The organism is Streptomyces sp. NPDC031132, from assembly GCF_055570595.1.
The window spans coordinates 34908-52964 of record NZ_JBVIGX010000010.1 but is presented as its reverse complement, the minus strand read 5'-3'; the positions used below and the strand labels follow the sequence as shown (position 1 = coordinate 52964).

18 protein-coding genes are annotated in these 18057 nt (G+C 71.9%); 10 read left to right on the top strand and 8 right to left on the bottom strand.

What is annotated here, in order from left to right; translation table 11 throughout:
- Window positions 1-4 precede the first annotated feature (4 nt).
- Entirely contained in the window at window positions 5-541 is a 537-nt protein-coding gene (locus ACZ49B_RS17225) for an arginine repressor (RefSeq protein WP_030294431.1), read from the top strand.
- 65 nt (window positions 542-606) lie between these two features.
- Entirely contained in the window at window positions 607-1680 is a 1074-nt protein-coding gene (locus ACZ49B_RS17220; RefSeq protein ID WP_468306297.1) for a hypothetical protein, read from the top strand.
- Here ACZ49B_RS17220 and ACZ49B_RS17215 read toward each other — a convergent pair.
- The 3 genes from ACZ49B_RS17215 to ACZ49B_RS17205 are packed head-to-tail and all read right to left on the bottom strand — an operon-like array spanning window position 1677 to window position 4635.
- The gene (locus ACZ49B_RS17215) at window positions 1677-2372 is read right to left on the bottom strand and encodes a L,D-transpeptidase family protein (RefSeq protein WP_468306733.1); all 696 of its coding nucleotides are present in this window, start codon (window positions 2370-2372) and stop codon (window positions 1677-1679) included. The two genes, ACZ49B_RS17220 and ACZ49B_RS17215, sit on opposite strands and share 4 nt — an antisense overlap.
- Window positions 2373-2378: 6 nt before the next feature.
- Entirely contained in the window at window positions 2379-2954 is a 576-nt protein-coding gene (locus tag ACZ49B_RS17210) for a pyridoxamine 5'-phosphate oxidase family protein (RefSeq protein WP_468306294.1), read from the bottom strand.
- 43 nt (window positions 2955-2997) lie between these two features.
- On the bottom strand, window positions 2998-4635 hold the full coding sequence (locus ACZ49B_RS17205) for a hypothetical protein (RefSeq protein WP_468306291.1): 1638 nt from the start codon (window positions 4633-4635) through the stop codon (window positions 2998-3000).
- Between the two features lie 165 nt (window positions 4636-4800).
- On the opposite strand from ACZ49B_RS17205, the gene ACZ49B_RS17200 reads away from it, so the two are divergent.
- Both ACZ49B_RS17200 and argH read left to right on the top strand, forming a co-directional pair.
- Window positions 4801-5994 (top strand): argininosuccinate synthase, encoded by a 1194-nt coding sequence (locus ACZ49B_RS17200; protein WP_468306289.1) that lies wholly within the window; start codon window positions 4801-4803, stop codon window positions 5992-5994.
- Between the two features lie 125 nt (window positions 5995-6119).
- Entirely contained in the window at window positions 6120-7550 is a 1431-nt protein-coding gene (argH, locus tag ACZ49B_RS17195) for an argininosuccinate lyase (RefSeq protein WP_468306287.1), read from the top strand.
- A gap of 166 nt (window positions 7551-7716) precedes the next feature.
- On the opposite strand, the gene ACZ49B_RS17190 is transcribed toward argH, so the two are convergent.
- Window positions 7717-8898, bottom strand: a complete 1182-nt coding sequence (locus tag ACZ49B_RS17190; protein ID WP_468306284.1) for a hypothetical protein — start codon at window positions 8896-8898, stop codon at window positions 7717-7719.
- 109 nt (window positions 8899-9007) lie between these two features.
- Window positions 9008-9523 (bottom strand): HAD domain-containing protein, encoded by a 516-nt coding sequence (locus ACZ49B_RS17185; protein ID WP_468306281.1) that lies wholly within the window; start codon window positions 9521-9523, stop codon window positions 9008-9010.
- Window positions 9524-9607: 84 nt separating this feature from the next.
- Here ACZ49B_RS17185 and ACZ49B_RS17180 point away from each other — a divergent pair, with 84 nt between their 5' ends.
- From ACZ49B_RS17180 to ACZ49B_RS17170, 3 genes are all read left to right on the top strand, one after another.
- Window positions 9608-10159, top strand: coding sequence for a TetR/AcrR family transcriptional regulator (locus ACZ49B_RS17180; RefSeq protein WP_468306279.1), 552 nt, complete (start codon window positions 9608-9610; stop codon window positions 10157-10159).
- Between the two features lie 5 nt (window positions 10160-10164).
- On the top strand, window positions 10165-11712 hold the full coding sequence (locus tag ACZ49B_RS17175) for an MFS transporter (protein WP_468306731.1): 1548 nt from the start codon (window positions 10165-10167) through the stop codon (window positions 11710-11712).
- A 67-nt stretch (window positions 11713-11779) separates the two neighbouring features.
- Entirely contained in the window at window positions 11780-13255 is a 1476-nt protein-coding gene (locus ACZ49B_RS17170; RefSeq protein WP_468306276.1) for a membrane-associated oxidoreductase, read from the top strand.
- An 11-nt stretch (window positions 13256-13266) separates the two neighbouring features.
- Here the strand turns inward: ACZ49B_RS17170 and ACZ49B_RS17165 are convergent, their stop codons facing one another.
- Window positions 13267-13896 carry a lysophospholipid acyltransferase family protein gene (locus ACZ49B_RS17165; protein WP_266668739.1) on the bottom strand — a complete coding sequence of 210 codons (630 nt, stop codon included), beginning with the start codon at window positions 13894-13896 and terminating at the stop codon, window positions 13267-13269.
- 300 nt (window positions 13897-14196) lie between these two features.
- On the opposite strand from ACZ49B_RS17165, the gene ACZ49B_RS17160 reads away from it, so the two are divergent.
- The 3 genes from ACZ49B_RS17160 to ACZ49B_RS17150 all read left to right on the top strand — a co-directional run bounded on the left by ACZ49B_RS17160 (window position 14197) and on the right by ACZ49B_RS17150 (window position 16773).
- Window positions 14197-15411, top strand: coding sequence for a glycerophosphodiester phosphodiesterase (locus ACZ49B_RS17160; RefSeq protein WP_468306273.1), 1215 nt, complete (start codon window positions 14197-14199; stop codon window positions 15409-15411).
- A gap of 302 nt (window positions 15412-15713) precedes the next feature.
- A complete protein-coding gene (locus ACZ49B_RS17155; RefSeq protein ID WP_468306270.1) occupies window positions 15714-16229 on the top strand; it encodes an RNA polymerase sigma factor in 516 nt (171 codons plus the stop codon).
- 37 nt (window positions 16230-16266) lie between these two features.
- Entirely contained in the window at window positions 16267-16773 is a 507-nt protein-coding gene (locus tag ACZ49B_RS17150; protein ID WP_468306267.1) for a GNAT family N-acetyltransferase, read from the top strand.
- 22 nt (window positions 16774-16795) lie between these two features.
- On the opposite strand, the gene ACZ49B_RS17145 is transcribed toward ACZ49B_RS17150, so the two are convergent.
- Together ACZ49B_RS17145 and ACZ49B_RS17140 are read right to left on the bottom strand one after the other, a co-directional pair.
- Window positions 16796-17209 (bottom strand): hypothetical protein, encoded by a 414-nt coding sequence (locus ACZ49B_RS17145; RefSeq protein ID WP_468306729.1) that lies wholly within the window; start codon window positions 17207-17209, stop codon window positions 16796-16798.
- A gap of 7 nt (window positions 17210-17216) precedes the next feature.
- Window positions 17217-17585, bottom strand: coding sequence for a hypothetical protein (locus ACZ49B_RS17140; protein WP_030294464.1), 369 nt, complete (start codon window positions 17583-17585; stop codon window positions 17217-17219).
- Window positions 17586-18057 lie beyond the last annotated feature (472 nt).

Here is an 18057-nt window from a genome sequence, read left to right as displayed (position 1 = left end):
GACGATGAGCCAGGCGCAGGAACACGAGCAGAACGGCCCGTCCGTCCCGCAGACCCGCACCGCCCGCCACCGCCGGATCGTGGACATCCTCAACCGGCAGCCGGTCCGCTCCCAGAGCCAACTGGCCAAGCTGCTCGCCGACGACGGGCTGAGCGTCACCCAGGCGACGCTCTCCCGCGACCTCGACGAGCTGGGCGCGGTGAAGATCCGCAACACCGGCGGCGAGCTGATCTACGCGGTACCCAGCGAGGGCGGCTTCCGCACCCCGCAGGCCCCGCTCGGCGAGTCGGCGAAGGAGGAGCGCATGCGGCGCCTCTCCGGGGAGCTGCTGATCTCGGCGGAGGCCTCCGCGAACCTCGTGGTCCTGCGCACCCCGCCGGGTGCGGCCCAGTTCCTCGCCTCCGCGATCGACCAGGCCGAACTCCGCGAGATCCTGGGCACGATCGCCGGCGACGACACGTTGATGCTGATCAGCCGCGACCCCGCCGGCGGCCAGGCCCTCGCGGACCACCTGCTGAGGCTGGCCCAGAAGGAGGGCTGAGCCGGGACGCCCGGGGCGCCGGAAATCCGGTGCCGGACCCGGCTGCGCCGACATAGCCTCGGGGCGTGCTTCGACTCGTCCTCGCCCTGTCGGTGTCCCTCGTGACCGCCGCCGTGTACGGGCCCCTCGGCCTGCGGTGGCGGCGCCGGGCGCGGATCCGGGGCGAGATCCTCCGGCTCGTCGCCGCCCTCGAACTCGAGCCGTACCACGCCGCCCTGCTCCGGAACGAGGCGACCGGGGCGGCGGCCGCCGAACTCGTCCTCGACGGATGTCTCCGCATCGACGGGGAAGGCGCCGCGTTCTTGACCGAGGAGGGCCGCGACCCCGCCCGGACGCCCGCCCACCCGCTGCCCGCCGCCCTGCTGGAGGCCGTACGCCGGCACGATCCCGAGCCCGTTTCGATCGGCTGGATCGACCGGTACGACGAGGGGTACGTGGTGCGGCGCGGCGCGTACGGGAACGAACGGGCCGCCCGGCTGCCCGATCTCCCGCGCATGCCGGACGGCGAGGGGAACCGGCTGCTGGCCTGCTGCGGCTGCGTCGGCATCGTCCTGGTGATGTTCTTCTGGGTCCTGGCGGGCGTGCTGCTGCTGGCCGAGCGGCCGCACGGGCTGCGGGAATGGGCCTGCGCCGCGGTGGCCGCGCTCGGCCTGGTGGCGCTGGCGTTCGCCGAAAGAGCCGGCAGGGAGGTCCGGACCCGGACGGAGTGCGGCGACCCGCTGGGGGACCTGGCCCGCGCCGAGCCGCATCCGGCCTTCGCGGCGCTGGACGAACAGCAGCGCTTCCACCTCCTGCGGAGCATCGCTGACCGCGACAGGTGGCGCGGCGCCGACGCGGTCGTCGTCGAGGACGAGGACGTCGAGGACGCCGAGGACGACGAGTGGCTGGACGACAAGGTCTGGTGGGAGGACGCGTACGAGTACCGGGCCGCCGACGAGGACGAGGACGAGCCCGACGGCGGTGCAGCACCCCCTAGGGGGCGTCTTGCCGATCAGGCCGGGCTCGCGGCGTCCGGCAACGCGCGCTCGCCGCGTTCTCGTCACTCGCCGACGCTCCGCGTCGACTCCCTCCTCGGCCTTGCGATCGCACGCACCGGACGCCGCTCCCTGATCCGGCCTGATCGGCAAGACACCCCCTAGTAGCGGGTGACGGCCAGCCGCCCTTCCTGCGTGCCGATGGCGATGTGCGGGCGGCGGCGGGGATCGGCCCAGCGCAGGATCGCGCGCATCGCCCGCTCCGGCACGGAGACGCAACCGGCCGTCGCCCCCTTGCCGTTGACGTGCAGGAAGATGCCCGCGCCCCGGCCGTGCACCGGCCGGTCGTAGTTGAAGGCGATGACCAGCGCGTGCGCGTACTGCTTCTCGTACGTGACCAGGTGCTCCGCCTCGCCCGGCGCGCAGTCCGCGGGCAGCGGCTCCACCCAGCGGTTGTAGCTGCCCGAGGCGTTGTCCTGGCACCACCAGGAGTCCGCGGTCACCTTCCGGTAGCGGAACTCCGTCCCGGCGGGCGCGTGCCGGATCCCGAACGCGTACGGGAGCTCGTACAGGCCCGTCGGCGTGGTGTTCGTGCCCTGGGCGCGGGTCTCACCCTCCGTCAGGCCGTTCGCGCCGAAGCGGGCCTCGGCGCTGCCCGCCTCGTACCAGCGCCCCGCCCGCCGGTCCCACCAGGTCAGACGGCCGGTCGTGGATCCGGGCGCGGGCGCGACGGCGGTGATCAGCTGGCTGCCGCCGCCCGTACGGGCGAGACGGGCCGGCAGTGGCGCGGGCCCGTAGGGGCCCTGCGTGAGCAGGCTGGTGACGATCAGTGAGCCGGTGACGAGAGCGGTACGCAGCACACGTCAGACGGTACGGGGCGGAAGGGGCACAGGCAGTGCAGGCAGGCCGTCGAGACTCACTGCGACCTTCTTTTCGCAGTACTCGCCGAACTCCTCGTCCGTCTTGCGGCCGAAGTACTCCGCGTGGAGCGTGCGCTCGCCCTGGTACTCCATGAAGGGGACGGCGTACCCGCACACATCGGCGATCCGGCGGGCGTGCACGACGATGACCGCCCGTGCGGAGGGCCCGTCGGCCTCCCCGAACAGGCCGATCAGCTCGCCCCAGCGGGGGTCGTCGCGGAAGACCGCCTCGCCCTCGCCGTGGATGCGCACGATGTTGGGCGGGCCGCTGAACGCGCACCACATCAGCGTGATCCGGCCGTTCTCGCGGACGTGGGCGATGGTCTCGGCGCCGCTGCCGCCGAAGTCGAGGTAGGCGAGGGTCTGCTCGTCGATGACGACGAGCGTTCCCGCACGACCCTTGGGGGACAGGTTGACGTGGCCGTCACCGGCGAGCGGTGCGGTGGCCGTGAAGAAGACCGGCTGGTCCTCGATGAACTTGCGCAGCCGGCCGTCGATGCGTTCGTGGAGTTTTCCCATGATCCGATTATCGGTCGGGATGGCCGGTTCAGGTCGGGGAATTTCAGTCCCACAGCGTTCGGCGGGCGCGCCACAGCCGCCGGCCCTCGTCGTGCGACGACCGCGTGAGCAGCGCGTCCAGTGCTGCGCAGTCGTTCTCCTGCAGACCCAGGCGGGTGCGCCACCACCGCAGCCGGTGGACGGGGAGCACAGGCGCCGACGCCGCCAGCAGCGCGCCGAGCTCCGCGCGCTCCGCCTGTCTCTCCTGCAGGGCGTGGAGCCAGTTCCACCCTTCCACCGCGTCCGCCGCGAGCCGGCGCAGGCCGGGGTCGGGGTCCGCCGACAGGGCCACCGCGGCGCGCAGTGCGGCGATTCCCCCCTGCGCGTGCAACAGGCGGAACGCGGCGCGCCGGATGTGCAGACGCCGGTCGGGGGCGGTCCGGGCGGTCAGTGCTTCGGCGTCCAGCTGCCGGGCCGCGGGACGCAGGCAGAGCGCGGCCTCGCGGGCCACCGACGCCGACCCGTCGTCCAGCAGAGGGAGCAGTGCCGCGGCGTCGGGGGTGGCGTCCATCCGGCGCAGCCCGGCCAGGGCTGCGGCCCGTACCGTACCGACGGGATGGTCCAGCAGCTCGCTCAGCAGCGGGGCGTCGGCGCGCGGCGCGCACTCGGAGAAGCCGGTGACCGCATGACGGCTCACCTGCTCCGGCTCCACGAGGAGCTCGAGGTGGTGCGCGTAAGGGTCGCCGCCGTCCTGGCGCAGCAGCCAGCGCGCGCAGGCCCGTACGAGAGCGGAGCGGTCGGCGAGGTGCCGGGAGGCCTCCGCCGCCCGGCCGGCCCGGCGTAGGGCGGTGACCCCGGCGGCCCGGACCATCGGGACGCGCCCGCCGAGCAGGGTGTCGACCGCCTCGTCGACCGCCTCGTCGACCGCCTCGCCGTCCGGCCCGTCGGCGGCCATCGCCGCCAGGGCGGCGTCGGTCCACGTCCGGCACGTCGGCGCGTCGTGCTCCGAGGCGGCCCGCCGGGCGAGCTCGCGTACGCCGAGCCGCCCGTCGGCGACGGTGAGGCGGGCGGCGAACCGCCGGGTCGGCAGGTCCGCCGTCCTGCCCAGGTGGTCCAGGATGCGGGCGCGCTGCTCTGCGGTAAGCGAGCTCCAGCTCCACGTGGTGGAGGGCCGCCCGGGGCGCCACCACGCGGCGAGGAGGGAGTACCGGCCGCTCAGGGCCGCCTCCAGCTGCTCCACCGCCCAGGCGCCGTGCTCGCGCCGACCCAGTCGCAGGGCGAGCGGCACGAGGGTGATGAGCATGTTCTCGGGGTCTACGGCCACGATCCTGCCGAGCACCCGCCGGGCGCGCTCCCGTACGGCCGGGGCCCAGTCGGCGCACCGGATCAGGACGAGCAGGAGCGGCGGGTTCCGCCACGCTGCGAGCGCGGACGCGCGGATCCGCCCGTCGGGGTCGCACAGCCGTGCCTCCAGCCCGTTGCTGCGCAGGGGCTCGTACGGGCGGGAGGCCAGCCGCCGCGCCTCCTCGTCGAAGGCGATCCAGGCGTCCGGCCGGTGCCAGAGGAGCCTGTCGGTGGACACGTAGGTGACCGGGCGCCGCAGCAGCACCCGCGCCGCGTCGGAACCGTCGGCGTCCGGCCGCCGCAGCAGCGCGAGCGCCGCGTCGTGCCCCTGTGCGACGTCCTGCCGTATGAGCCGCATGTGCCCTCCCCCGAATCGACGTGCCCGCTGATCGTAGGGGGCCGTCCACGGATCCCGCGCCTGATATCCGGGCTGGTCAGGGGTGCGACGACGGACTCGATTGACGAAACATACGGAGTACTGCATAGTTATGCCTACGAGGATGCACCGTGTAAGGAGAAACCCGTGACCGAGCGCGTCGTACTCGCCTACTCAGGCGGTCTGGACACCTCCGTCGCCATCGGCTGGATCGCCGAGGAGACGGGCGCAGAGGTCATCGCCGTCGCCGTGGACGTCGGCCAGGGCGGCGAGGACCTGGACGTCATCCGCAAGCGCGCGCTCGCCTGCGGTGCCGTCGAGGCCGAGGTCGCGGACGCCAAGGACGAATTCGCCGAGGAGTACTGCCTCCCGGCGATCAAGGCCAACGCCCTCTACATGGACCGCTACCCGCTGGTCTCGGCGCTCTCCCGGCCGGCCATCGTCAAGCACCTGGTCGCCGCCGCCCGCAAGCACGGCGCCTCGACCGTCGCCCACGGCTGCACCGGCAAGGGCAACGACCAGGTCCGCTTCGAAGCCGGCATCGCCGCCCTGGGCCCGGACCTGACGTGCATGGCCCCGGTCCGTGACTACGCCATGACGCGGGACAGGGCCATCGCCTTCTGCGAGGCGAAGGACCTCCCGATCGCGACCACCCGGAAGTCCCCGTACTCCATCGACCAGAACGTCTTCGGGCGCGCCGTCGAGACCGGCTTCCTCGAGGACATCTGGAACGCACCGATCGAGGACGTCTACGCGTACACGGCCGACCCGGCCGAGCCGCGCGAAGCCGACGAGGTCGTCATCTCCTTCGAGGCGGGCGTCCCGGTCGCCGTCGACGGCAGGCCCGTCACCGTGCTCCAGGCGATCCGGCAGCTCAACGAGCGGGCCGGCGCCCAGGGCATCGGCCGGATCGACATCGTCGAGGACCGCCTCGTGGGCATCAAGTCCCGTGAGGTGTACGAGGCTCCCGGCGCGATCGCGCTGATCACGGCGCACCAGGAGCTGGAGAACGTCACCGTCGAGCGCGAACTGGCCCGCTACAAGCGGCAGGTCGAGCAGCGCTGGGGCGAGCTGGTCTACGACGGCCTGTGGTTCTCTCCGCTCAAGCGGGCCCTGGACGGCTTCATCGACGAGGCCAACCAGCACGTCACCGGTGACATCCGGATGACCCTGCACGGCGGCCGAGCCGTCGTCACCGGCCGCAAGTCGGACGAGTCGCTGTACGACTTCAACCTCGCGACCTACGACTCGGGCGACACCTTCGACCAGTCCAAGGCGCAGGGGTTCATCGAGATCTTCGGCCTCTCGTCGAAGATCGCGGCGCGCCGCGACCTCGCCTGACGGCACAGCAGCACGAGCAGTACCCGGCTGCCTCCCCGTTTCCTCCGCGGCGGGGAGGCAGTTTCACATCCGAAGCCATGTGCGCATCCAAAGCCATGCAAATGCAGTCTTGAGGAGCAGTAGCTGTGAGCAGCAACAACGGTGGTGACGTCCGGCTCTGGGGCGGCCGGTTCGCCGACGGCCCGGCCGAGGCCCTCGCCAAGCTGTCCGCGTCGGTCCACTTCGACTGGCGCCTCGCGCCGTACGACATCGCCGGATCCCGCGCCCACGCCCGGGTCCTAGCCAAGGCGGGCCTGCTCACGGCGGACGAGCTCGACCGCATGATCGCGGGCCTCGACGATCTCGAAGCCGACGTCGCCGACGGCTCCTTCACCGGCACCATCGCCGACGAGGACGTGCACACCGCCCTGGAGCGGGGCCTGCTGGAGCGGCTCGGCGCCGACCTCGGCGGCAAGCTCCGCGCCGGCCGGTCCCGCAACGACCAGGTGGCCACCCTCTTCCGGATGTACCTGCGCGACCACGCCCGGATCGTCGGCGGCCTGATCGCGGACCTCCAGGACGCGCTGGTCGGCCTCGCCGAGACGCACCACGACGTGGCCATGCCCGGCCGGACCCACCTCCAGCACGCGCAGCCGGTGCTCTTCGCGCACCACGTACTGGCCCACGTGCAGTCGCTGTCCCGGGACGCGGAGCGGCTGCGGCAGTGGGACACCCGGACCGCGGTCTCCCCGTACGGCTCGGGCGCCCTGGCCGGCTCCTCGCTGGGGCTGGACCCGGAGGCGGTCGCCGCCGACCTGGGCTTCGAGCGCGGCTCGGTCGGCAACTCGATCGACGGCACGGCCTCCCGCGACTTCGTCGCCGAGTTCGCCTTCATCACCGCGATGATCGGGATCAACCTGTCCCGGATCGCGGAGGAGATCATCATCTGGAACACGAAGGAGTTCTCCTTCGTGACCCTGCACGACGCCTTCTCGACCGGGTCGTCGATCATGCCGCAGAAGAAGAACCCCGACATCGCGGAGCTGGCGCGCGGCAAGTCGGGCCGGCTCATCGGCAACCTGACGGGCCTGCTGGCCACCCTCAAGGCGCTGCCGCTCGCGTACAACCGCGACCTCCAGGAGGACAAGGAGCCGGTCTTCGACTCCTGCGACACCCTCGAGGTCCTGCTCCCGGCCTTCACCGGGATGATGGCCACCCTCACGGTCAACCGGGAGCGGATGGAGGAGCTCGCCCCGGCCGGGTTCTCGCTCGCCACGGACATCGCGGAGTGGCTGGTCAAGCAGGGCGTGCCGTTCCGGGTGGCGCACGAGGTGGCCGGCGAGTGCGTGAAGGAGTGCGAGGCGCTCGGGATCGAGCTGGACGAGCTCACCGACGAGCAGTTCGCGAAGATCTCCGAGCACCTGACCCCGGAGGTCCGTACGGTCCTCAACGTGCCCGGCGCCCTCGCCTCCCGCAACGGCCGCGGCGGCACCGCCCCCTCGGCGGTCGCCAAGCAGCTCGCGGAGCTGAAGGCCGACCTGGTCATCCAGCACGCCTGGGCGACCCACAAGCAGTAGCCGAACGGCACTGCCCCCTTGCCCCCGCGGCCATGCGGCCCGCACGCCCGAAGGCCCCCGGCCCGAAGGCCTGTACGTCCGCACGCCGCGGGATGCCCGGAGGGGCGGTCGGAGCCCTGTGCCCCGACCGCCCCTCCGTCGTGTCCGACGCCGCACGCCCGCGCCTTCAGCGCACCGGGTGCTCCGGCTCGTAGTTGGTCAGGACACAGCCCTCGACCTGGGACTTCTCCAACCGGTACCCGGAAGGGGCGGAGAAGCCGGGCACGCAGTTCAAGTACAGGAACTGCAGCTGGTACAGGCCGAACCGGGACGACGGGTTGTTGGTCTCGACCGCGATGTTCTCCCCGACGAGCAGCATGCTCACGGTCGCCTTCAGCTCGCCGTCGTCCTTCAGATCGGCCTGCTGGGCGGCCTTCGCCTTGGTCTGGAGCTTCTTCATGTCCCCGACGGTGTCGAGCCAGCTCAGGTTGACGGCGCGCTGCGCCCCCGCGGGCTGACCGCACAGCGCGCGGCCGGTGATCCCCCAGTCCAGCGCGTTCCCCTTCACCGCGGGCTGGTAGTCGATGGACTGGACGGCGACCGCGTCGGGGTCCGTGGAGAAGTGCTTCTCGCAGTCCAGGCTGTTGCCCACGAGCTTGCGCAGTTCGGCGATGCTGCCGGCGCGGGCGAGCCCGAGGCTGCCGGTCTTCGGCTGGCCGAGCTTCTCGCCGCCACCGCCCGCCGGGTCCTGGGGGGTCTCGAAGTTCGGGCTGCCCGTGCCGTCCTCGGTGGCGAAGAAGTCGGTGAGGCCACAGCCCTCCACCAGGGGCTTCTCATGCTTGTACCCCTCGGGCGCGCGGCCGCCGGGGTTGCAGACCAGGACGCGCATGTTCCCCTTGAGCAGGGCCATGGCGCTCTTCGGCTTGGTGGGGAAGGCGACGAAGCCCTTGCCGATCAGGACGTTGCTGAAGAGCCCGTAGGCCCCGTCACCCCCGGCGATCTTGTCCATGACGTACTGCTGGTAGCCCGCCTGGAACGCCTTCATGTCCTTGGGGACGGCGATGGCGATGTTGCCCTGCTCGCGCCCGTCGCGGCAGACGCCGACCTCGGTGACCGACCACTGCCCGACCTTGGGGAAGTCGCCGCTCGGCAGCCTCGGGTCGTCGGGCTCCGTGCCCAGGTCCTCGCAGCCGGTGAACTGGCGCATGTACTGCTGCGCCCCGGCGAGCGAGCCCGCGGCGGCGGCGCCGGCAGCCGCGGAGGAGGCGGGCGCGCCGGGTGGGGACGCCTGGCCGTCCGCCTTGCAGGCGGGGAGGGCGGCGAGACAGGTGAGGGCGGCGGTCGTGGCGAGGATCCGCTTGATGCGCATGGGTCGCTTTCGTCGGAAGGCAAGATCGCGGGGGGTGGCATGCGCATGCTAGATCGGGCGAGTGAGCGTGATCAAAACCGCGGCCCGGCCCCGGTCCGCCCCCGGCCCTTCACGCCGCCCATTCGGCGAGCCGCTCGAAGTCCCCCCGGACCAGGCCGATCCGCTCGTCGATGCGCATCAGCAGCGCCCGCGCCGGGTGGCGCTGCTCCACGAACTCCCGGTCCATGGCCGTGATGTCGTCGTCGATCCACGCGAACTCCCGCCCGCCCGCGTACTCCAGGACGTACTGCGTCTTCCAGAAGGTGCCGTGCGGAGCCCGGCCGTGCATCTGCGGCCAGTCGATGGAGGGGAGTCGGGGCAGGCCCAGGGGCGGGCCTATCCAGTCGTTCGCCTCGTCCTTCCAGGTGGTGGCCCAGACCAGCTCGTACGAACGCGCCAGCGCGAGCAGCTCCGCGCCGTGGGCGTGGTTCAGCCAGACCCGCAGGGGCCGGCGGCTCTCCGCCTCGGTCCAGCCGGTCGGGCGCATCCGGTGGGTGGAATACCCCTCCGGGCGGCGCTGGGCCTGGGCCGCGTAGGGGTTCAGGGGGCCGTCCACGTCGATCAGCAGCAAGGGCTTGGGTGTCATGCCGGCAGCCTTCCGGTCGGGGTGGCCCGGGGCACCCCATTTATGAATGAGACGTGAACGTCTCATTCGGGGTATGCTTGTCTCATGGCCATGGACCGTGACCAGGTGCTCCGCGACGCCGCAGCCCTGCTCTCCCGCAAATCGACCGCCACGATGGACGAGGTCGCCCGCGCCGCAGGCATCGGGCGCGCGACCCTCCACCGGCACTTCGCCGGGCGCGACGCCCTCGTACGGGCCCTCGAGGAACTCGGCATCCGCCAGTTCGAGACGGCCTTCGACAACGCCCGCCTGAACGAGGGCACGGCGGTCGAGGCGCTGCGCCGGCTGGTCGCCGAGGCCGAGCGCGACGCCCAGCTGCTGGCCTTCCTCGTCACCGAGAACCAGCTCTTCGAGGGCGACCAGGTCAACGAGGGATGGGCCCGGCTCGACGCCCGCGTCAGCGCGCTCTTCCGGCGCGGCCAGGAGGAGGGCGACATCCGGATCGACCTGAGCCCCGCCTGGCTCACCGAGGCCCTCTACGGCCTCATCGGCACCTGCGCCTGGGCCGTCATGGACGGCCGGGTCGCCGCGAAGGACTTCCAGTACATGATCATCGAGCTGCTGCTCGGTGGCGCACGACGGAGTGTGGAGAAATGAGCCGCATGGAACAGCTGACCCAGGAGAAGGGGACGGAGGCGATCACGGGCCGGGGGAGCAGGGGGCGCTGGCTGGCGCTCTCCGTGCTCGTCCTGGCCGTTCTGCTGGTCGCGGTGGACGCCACCGTACTCGGTCTCGCCACGCCCTCCCTCAGCGAGGACCTCAAGCCGTCCGGCACCCAGCTGCTGTGGATCGGCGACATCTACTCGTTCGTCATCGCCGGCCTGCTCGTCTCCATGGGCTCCCTCGGCGACCGCATAGGCCGCAAGAAGCTGCTCCTGGTCGGCGCGACCGCCTTCGGCGCCGTGTCCGTCCTCAACGCCTACGCCACCAGCCCCGAGATGATGATCGTCGCCCGGGCCCTGCTCGGCGTGGCCGGCGCGACGCTGATGCCGTCCACCCTCGCGCTGATCCGGAACATCTTCCACGACCCCAAGGAGCGCAGCCTCGCCATCGGCATCTGGGGCGCCACCGCCTCGGCCGGCGCGGCCATCGGGCCCGTCGTCGGCGGAGCCCTGCTCCAGCACTTCTGGTGGGGCTCGGTCTTCCTCATCAACCTGCCCGTGATGATCGCCCTGGTCCTCGTCGGCATCAAGCTGCTGCCCGAGTCCAAGAACCCGGTCGCCGGACCCTGGGACCTGGTCAGCGTCGCCCTCTCGCTGGTCGGCGTCATCGGTGTCGTCTACGCCGTCAAGGAAGTCGCCACCCACGGAGTCACCTGGGCCGTCGGGGCCGCCGCCGCCATCGGCGCCGCATGCCTGTACGCCTTCGTCCGCCGCCAGTTCAGCCTGCCGTCGCCGCTCCTCGACATGCGGCTCTTCAGGCACCGCGGCTTCTCCGGTGCGGTCCTGGCCGACCTGCTGACCGTCTTCGGCCTCTCCGGCCTCGTCTTCTTCCTCTCCCAGTTCCTCCAGCTCGTCCAGGGCCGCGACCCCCTGGAGGCGGGCCTGGCCGAACTGCCCGCCGCCATCGGCGCGGTGGTCACCGGCCTGATCGCCGGCCGGTATGCCCGCCGCTACTCGGTACGGTCGATCGTGACCGGCGGCCTCGCCGCCATCGGACTCGCGCTCGGCGCGCTGACGCTGGTCCACAAGGAGAGCGGCTACCCGCTGCTCGGCGCGGCCCTGCTGGTCGTCGGCCTCGGCGCCGGCTTCTCCTTCACCGTCACCGCCGACGTGATCCTCTCCAGCGTCCCCAAGGAGCAGGCGGGTTCGGCCTCCGCCGTCTCCGAGACCGCGTACGAACTCGGCGCGGCCCTCGGCATCGCCCTGCTCGGCTCCATCGTCACGGGCGTCTACCAGGGCTTCACCGCCCCGGCCTCGGTCTCCGGACCGGTCGCCGACGCCGCGCACGAATCGCTGGGCGGCGCGGTCGAGGCGGCCAAGGCCGTGGACCCCGCGACCGCGCAGACCATGGTCACCGCGGCCCAAGAGGCCTTCGTGGACGGCCTGCGGCTCGCCTCCGGCGTGGGCGCGGCCGTGCTGCTGGCCACCGCGGTGGCGGCCTGGTTCCTGCTCAAGGGGCAGAAACTCCAGGACGGCATCGCGCACTGACCGCCCCAAGGGCTGGTGTCCTGCACAGAGTTGACACTCCGTTGACGCGCAGGACACCATCCCCGCGATGGAGATCAACGAGCTGACCCCGGCGGAACGCCGCGTATGGGACGCCTTTCCGCACGGCGAGGGCGTCGATTTCCGGGAAGAGCCCGGCGACAGTTCCGTCGACGGGGCCGGCTGGGGACCGGAGCGCACCGTCCGCGCCGAAGTGCTCCGCGCCCTCCTGCTCGGCGCGGGCCGGGCGGAGGAAGGGCACGTCGCCGGGATCAAGCTCAAAGGGGCCAGGATCGTCGGCAAACTCGACCTCAGGTACGCCGTCGTCGACCACGCCATCCGGCTGCGGGACTGCTGGTTCGAGCGCAAACCCCTCCTGTACGGCGCCCAGCTGAAGGCGCTCGTCCTCGGCTACTCGACGCTGCCCGGCATGACCGCCGCCAACTTGCGCGTGGATTTGGTCCTGCGGCTCTCCTGCTGCCGGATCACCGGCCCCGTACGCCTCCAGGGCGCACGGATCTCCGGCGGGCTCTTCCTCCAGGGAGCCGTGATCGGGCCGGTCCCCGACGAGGAGGCGGGCGAAGCCGCGCTCCAGCTCAACCACGCCGAGATCGGCACCGACATCATCGCCAACGACCTGACAGTGCACGGCCAACTGCGGCTCAACGGCGCCACCGTGGGCGGACAGGTCCAGCTCGACGGCGCCCGCCTGCTCGCCCCCGGCGGCATCGCCCTGCACGCCGAGACGCTGAGCGTGGGCACCGACCTGCGCGCGCACCGGCTGCACGCCCGCGGCATGGTCAACCTCACCGGCTCCCGCATACCCGGCCAGGCCAACCTCACCCGTGCCGACCTCGGCAACCCCGGCAGGACCGCCCTGCGCGCCTCCAGCTGCGCCATAGGCGAGATGTGGCTGCGCAGGTGCCCCCCGGTCCAGGGCGAGGTGAACCTGCGGCGCTCCACCTTCGAACTCCTGCACATCGATCCGGACGTCTGGCCCGAGCGGATCGCGATCGACGGCCTGACCTACCGCACCCTCGCCCCCCACCTGTCGGCTGAGGAGCGGCTGCCCGCGCTGGAGCGGGAGGAGTCCGGGTACCTCCCTTACGCGTACGAGCAGCTCGCCGCCGCCTACCGCACGGCCGGCGACGAGGCCGCCGCCCGGACCGTACAGCTCGCCAAGCTGCGCCGGCACCGCCGCACCCTGCCCCGGCACGCCAGGCTCTGGGGGCTGCTCCAGGACGCCACCGTCGGCTACGGCTTCCGGCCGCTGCGCGCCGCGGGCTGGCTGCTGGCGCTGCTGCTTGTGGGCTCGATCGCATACAGCCTGCACGCGCCCCGGCCGCTGAAGGCGGGGGAGGCGCCGGACTTCAACGCCGTGTTCTACACGATCGACCTGATGCTGCCGATCATCGGCTTCGGCCAGGAGTCCGCGTACGCGCCGGCCGGCTGGTATCAGTGGCTGTCGTACGTGCTGATCGTGACCGGCTGGGTCCTCGCCACGACGACCGCGGCGGGCGTCAGCCGGTCACTGCAGCGGCAGTAGCCGGACGGCCGTCAGGCCGCCTTCGCCTTGGTGGCGTACATGTCCACGTACTCCTGGCCCGAGAGCCGCATGACCTCCGCCATCACCGAGTCGGTGACGGCGCGCAGCACGTAGCGGTCGCGGTCCATGCCCTCGTAGCGGGAGAACTCCATCGGCTCGCCGAAGCGGACGGTGACCCGGCCCGGGCGCGGCATGCCCGCGCCGCCCGGCTGGAGCTTGTCGGTGCCGATCATCGCGAAGGGGATCACGGGGGCGCCGGTCATCAGGGTCAGGCGGGCGATGCCGGTGCGGCCGCGGTAGAGGCGGCCGTCGGGGGAGCGGGTGCCCTCCGGGTAGATCCCGAAGATCTTGCCCTCCTCGAGGATCCGGCGGCCGGTCATCAGGGCGGCGACGCCGCCGTTCGCACCGTCACGGTCGACCGGGATCATGCCGGCGCCGGTGAAGAACCAGGCCATGGCGCGGCCCTTGATGCCCTTGCCCGTCACGTACTCGTCCTTGCCGATGAAGTGGACCGTACGGTCGCACAACAGCGGAAGGATCATGGAGTCGATGAAGGTGAGGTGGTTGCCCGCCAGGATCACCGGCCCGGTGCCCGGGATGTTCTCGATGCCCTCCACACGGGTGCGGAACATCATGCGCATGACCGGTCCGACAGTGGCTTTGATGAGCGATGTACGGAACAACGTGAGCCCTCCGGCATCGAAAAGCGGTTTCGCACCACACGGCGGTAGTGCAGGTGAGGACGATACTCGTGGGTCAGCTCCGAGTGCACATCGGGTTCACGAGGTGGATACGCAGTGTTGACGCACGTTTCCGCCATGTTCCCCGCGGGCCCACCCCCGCGCCACCGGCAGCTGCCTACGATCGCCACGCCGAATCGGGCCGCAGGAACCCGCAGACCCCGGGTGCCGCCGGCCTTCCATACGACGGGAGTGGCACACATGACGCAGGGTGGGGCAGCACGGCGCACGGTCCTGGGGGCGGCCGTCCTGGCGGCGGGCGGCGGCATGGCCGGACTCTCGGCGGGATCCGCCGCGGCGGCGCAGACGGCACGGACGGCACGGAGCGCTCAGGCGGCGGACACGGCCGAGACGGCCCTCGCGGCCGACGCGCGGCACGGCGGCGGCTACCGGGACCTCCCCGTCCCGCTGGTCATCGGCCACCGCGGCGCCTGCGGCTACCGGCCCGAGCACACCCTCGGGTCGTACCAGCTCGCCCTCGACCTGGGCGCGGACGTCGTCGAGCAGGACCTGGTGCCCACCAAGGACGGCCACCTGGTGTGCCGCCACGAGAACGAGATCGACGGCACCACCGATGTCGCCGACCACCCCGAGTTCGCATCCCGCCGTACGACCAAGTCGATCGACGGGGTCGCGGTCACGGGCTGGTTCACCGAGGACTTCACCCTCGCCGAGCTGAAGACCCTGCGGGCGAAGGAACGTATCCCCGCCGTCCGCCAGCGCAACACGCTCTACGACGGCCGGTGGGACGTGCCCACGTTCGAAGAGGTGCTGCGCTGGGCGGACCGCGAGGGCAAGCGGCGCGGCAAGCGCGTGTGGCTGCACGTCGAAACCAAGCACCCCACGTACTTCCGGTCCCTGGGCCTGGGCCTCGAGGAGCCGCTCGCCACGCTGCTGCGCCGATACGGCCGCGACGGCCGGAACGCTCCCCTCTTCCTCCAGTCCTTCGAGCCCTCCAGCATCCAGCGGCTCTCCAAGCTGGTTTCCGCGCCGCGCGTGGTCCTGCTGTCCGCTGCGGGAACCCGGCCGTGGGACTTCGAGCAGGCCAAGGACCCGCGGACGGTGACGGACCTGGTCAAGCCCGAGGGCCTGCAGTGGATCGCCGGATTCGCCCAGGGCATCGGCCCCACCATGGACCTGATCGTCCCGCGCGACGCCGCGGGGAAGCTGGGCACCCCGACCACGCTGGTCAAGGACGCCCACGCCCGCGGGCTGGTGCTGCACCCCTACACCGCGCGCAACGAGAACAGCTTCCTGCCGGCCGAGTACCGCAAGGGCACCGACCCGGCCGCCTACGGGGATGCCTTCGGCGCCTTCAAGACGTACTTCGAGCAGGGCATCGACGGGATCTTCACGGACAACGCGGACACCGGACTGCTCGCGGCGGAGGCCTTCCGCCCGGGCCGCGGCCGCTAGGGGGTGTCGTCAAAGTCCCGTCTGGCCGGCGGGGCCCGGCACGCGCGCTCGCCGCGTTGTCGTCGGTCGACGACGCGAGCGTCGCCTCCCTCCTCCGCCTTGCGATCACACGCACCAGACCCCGCCGGCCCCGCCCTCACGGGCGGACGACGCTACTTAGACGACACCCCCTAGAGGCGCCTTCCGGCGGCTTTCGGACAACGCCGGGCCGCCGCGCGTCAACAGATAAGCGGAACATCACGTACGGGTGGGCTGTGCCGGGCGGGGAAACCGCCGGGCACGGCCCGTGCGTCCCGGCCGGCATGGACCTGCTGAAGGACTCCGACCTCCTGAAGGAACTGGGCCCGCTGCTCTCCGCCGAGGCGGCCGCGGAAGCCCCGGGCACCGGCGTGGAAGCGGCCGATCTGGAACAAGCCGTCTGGGTCAGGCTGCTGGAACACGACCCCGCCCCCGCCGAGCCGGCCCGCTGGCTGCGCCGGGCGGTGCGCGCCGAAGCCCGTCTCGCCCGGCGCCGCGCCCGCCGCGAGATCCCGTACGGCGGCCGGCCGGGGAGCGCGGGCGCCGAACCCGAAGACGCCCTGCTGCACGGGGAGGAGAACCGCGCCCTCCGATCGGCGGTCGCCCGATTGCCCGGACGGTGTCCGGAGCTCATGAGGGCACTTCTTTCGCCCAGAGACCTCACCTACCGTGAAATCGCAGGAGAGTTGGGTATCTCACAAGGAAGTTTGGGACCCGTCCGTTCCCGATGCCTGGGATGTCTGCGCAGAATGCTCGCGTCAGAGGTTGCGGCCCCTCGCCTTCGGGGAAGGGAGCGGTAGACCAACGGGCTACCAGGTGAGCGGGAGGCATGCGCACATGGGCATGAGCGTGACCATTTCGGCGGCAGCTGCCGAGGACACTGAGCAGATCCTCAAACTGCAGTACCTGGCGTTCCAGCGCGAGGCCGAGCTGTACGGCAACTACCGCATCCAGCCGCTCACCCAGACCCTGGACTCCCTCAAGGCGGAGCTGGAGTCGGACACGGTACTGGTGGCCCGGCTCGGCGAAGAAGTGGTCGGCACGGTGCGCGGCAAGGTCGACGAGGACGGCACCGGCAAGATCGCCAAGCTGTGCGTCCACCCGCGCCTGCAGGGCCACGGCCTCGGCGCCCGGCTGCTGCGCGCCGTCGAGGAGGCCCTCGCGGGCCACGGCGACACCACCCGCTTCCGCCTGCACACCGGCCACAAGAGCGAGTCCAACCTGCGCCTCTACCGCAAGGCCGGTTACGTACAGGTCGGCGGCCGTACGGCTTCCGACGGCGTACGCCTGGTGATCCTGGAGAAGGAGGCCACCGACGCGGCCGACTTCGCGGTCAGCGCCTGACGCTCGGCCCCGAGCTCAGTGCTCAGCGCTTGGCGCGCAGCCAGAGCATCCCGGTGATCGGCAGGATCACCGGGATGAACAGGTAGCCCATCCCGAACTGCGACCACACCGTCGAGTCGGGGAAGGACTCGGGCCGCACCAGGGTCCAGGTGCCCACCACGAGGACCCCGGCCAGCTCGGCGGCGCAGCACGCGCGCGCCGCCCTGCGGGCCGTCTCCCCGCCGCGCACCAGCGAGTACGTGATGAAGCAGTAGACGAGTGCGGCCAGGCCGGTCAGCGTGTAGGGCAGCGGGGCCCGGTCGAACTCGGTGGAGATCTGGTAGACGGAGCGCGAGACCGCGCCGACCGTGATCACCCCGTAGAGCCAGACCAGCAGCAGCCCGGGCCCGGAGACCAGCCGCTCGCGCTCGGCGGGGGTGGCGGCCGTGTCGTCCATCTGCGTGTCAGGCACCGGGGGTTCCCCAAATGTCATAGAGGCGTACTTCGAGCACGGCGAGGACGAGCGCGCCCGCGGCCACCGTCACCGAACCCCACTTGGTCCGCTCGCTCAGCGAGAGCAGCCCGGCGGCCGGGACCGCGGCGAAGGCGCCCACCAGGTAGGCCACGAAGATCACCGTGCCCTCGTCGGGCTCGCCGCCCTGCACCAGCTTGACCACGCCGACCACCAGCTGGGCCAGGGCCAGCAGGGTCACCACGCCCATGCCGATGAAGTGCCAGTCCTTGGTCGGCTGGTCCCGCAAGGCGGCGTATCCGCACCAGGCGGCGAGGGCGAGTGCGGCCGCGCCGAGGGCGACGGTCAGGGCGTCGAGCATGCAGCGAGGGTATTACGGGCCGCCGGCCCGGCCGCGCGCACCCCTGCGGGCGGGGGCCTGCGCGGAACCCGTGGGTCGTGGCCTTGGCCACAGCGGAAGCTCCCGGCCGGCCAGTGGGCGCCACTGCGGGTGGGCTCCCGGGGCCGTGTCCGCCCAGGTCAGCCCAGCGACAGGGCCTTCGTCGCGGATGACCGGCCCTGACCGGTGCCGTCCGGAATGCGACCGGATTGCGTCCGCTATGCGGACACCGTTGATCGGTGAAGGGAGAGGTCTGCTTTACTGGGGCCCATGACCACGACGAGCAGCCGCACCCTTGCGACCGAGGCGACGATGACGCCCGGTGCTCGTTGTATGTGTCGAATGTGCGCCTTCTGAGGGCCCCTCTCCTTGCAGTCTCGCGCCCCGAAGCGAGACCGGCCGAGCCCTTCCGTACTGCCTCGCTGCAGCACCGGATCGCTCCTGCCCCGCGCAC

Excerpts from the sequence above, each read along its gene's own strand:
- ACZ49B_RS17225 (WP_030294431.1), top strand. The coding sequence starts at position 5 with ATGAGCCAGGCGCAGGAACACGAGCAGAACGGCCCGTCCGTCCCGCAG.
- ACZ49B_RS17210 (WP_468306294.1), bottom strand. The coding sequence starts at position 2,954 with ATGGGAAAACTCCACGAACGCATCGACGGCCGGCTGCGCAAGTTCATC.
- ACZ49B_RS17205 (WP_468306291.1), bottom strand. The coding sequence starts at position 4,635 with ATGCGGCTCATACGGCAGGACGTCGCACAGGGGCACGACGCGGCGCTC.
- ACZ49B_RS17190 (WP_468306284.1), bottom strand. The coding sequence starts at position 8,898 with ATGCGCATCAAGCGGATCCTCGCCACGACCGCCGCCCTCACCTGTCTC.
- ACZ49B_RS17185 (WP_468306281.1), bottom strand. The coding sequence starts at position 9,523 with ATGACACCCAAGCCCTTGCTGCTGATCGACGTGGACGGCCCCCTGAAC.
- ACZ49B_RS17180 (WP_468306279.1), top strand. The coding sequence starts at position 9,608 with ATGGCCATGGACCGTGACCAGGTGCTCCGCGACGCCGCAGCCCTGCTC.
- ACZ49B_RS17175 (WP_468306731.1), top strand. The coding sequence starts at position 10,165 with ATGGAACAGCTGACCCAGGAGAAGGGGACGGAGGCGATCACGGGCCGG.
- ACZ49B_RS17170 (WP_468306276.1), top strand. The coding sequence starts at position 11,780 with ATGGAGATCAACGAGCTGACCCCGGCGGAACGCCGCGTATGGGACGCC.
- ACZ49B_RS17165 (WP_266668739.1), bottom strand. The coding sequence starts at position 13,896 with ATGCGCATGATGTTCCGCACCCGTGTGGAGGGCATCGAGAACATCCCG.
- ACZ49B_RS17160 (WP_468306273.1), top strand. The coding sequence starts at position 14,197 with ATGACGCAGGGTGGGGCAGCACGGCGCACGGTCCTGGGGGCGGCCGTC.
- ACZ49B_RS17155 (WP_468306270.1), top strand. The coding sequence starts at position 15,714 with ATGGACCTGCTGAAGGACTCCGACCTCCTGAAGGAACTGGGCCCGCTG.
- ACZ49B_RS17150 (WP_468306267.1), top strand. The coding sequence starts at position 16,267 with ATGGGCATGAGCGTGACCATTTCGGCGGCAGCTGCCGAGGACACTGAG.
- ACZ49B_RS17145 (WP_468306729.1), bottom strand. The coding sequence starts at position 17,209 with ATGGACGACACGGCCGCCACCCCCGCCGAGCGCGAGCGGCTGGTCTCC.
- ACZ49B_RS17140 (WP_030294464.1), bottom strand. The coding sequence starts at position 17,585 with ATGCTCGACGCCCTGACCGTCGCCCTCGGCGCGGCCGCACTCGCCCTC.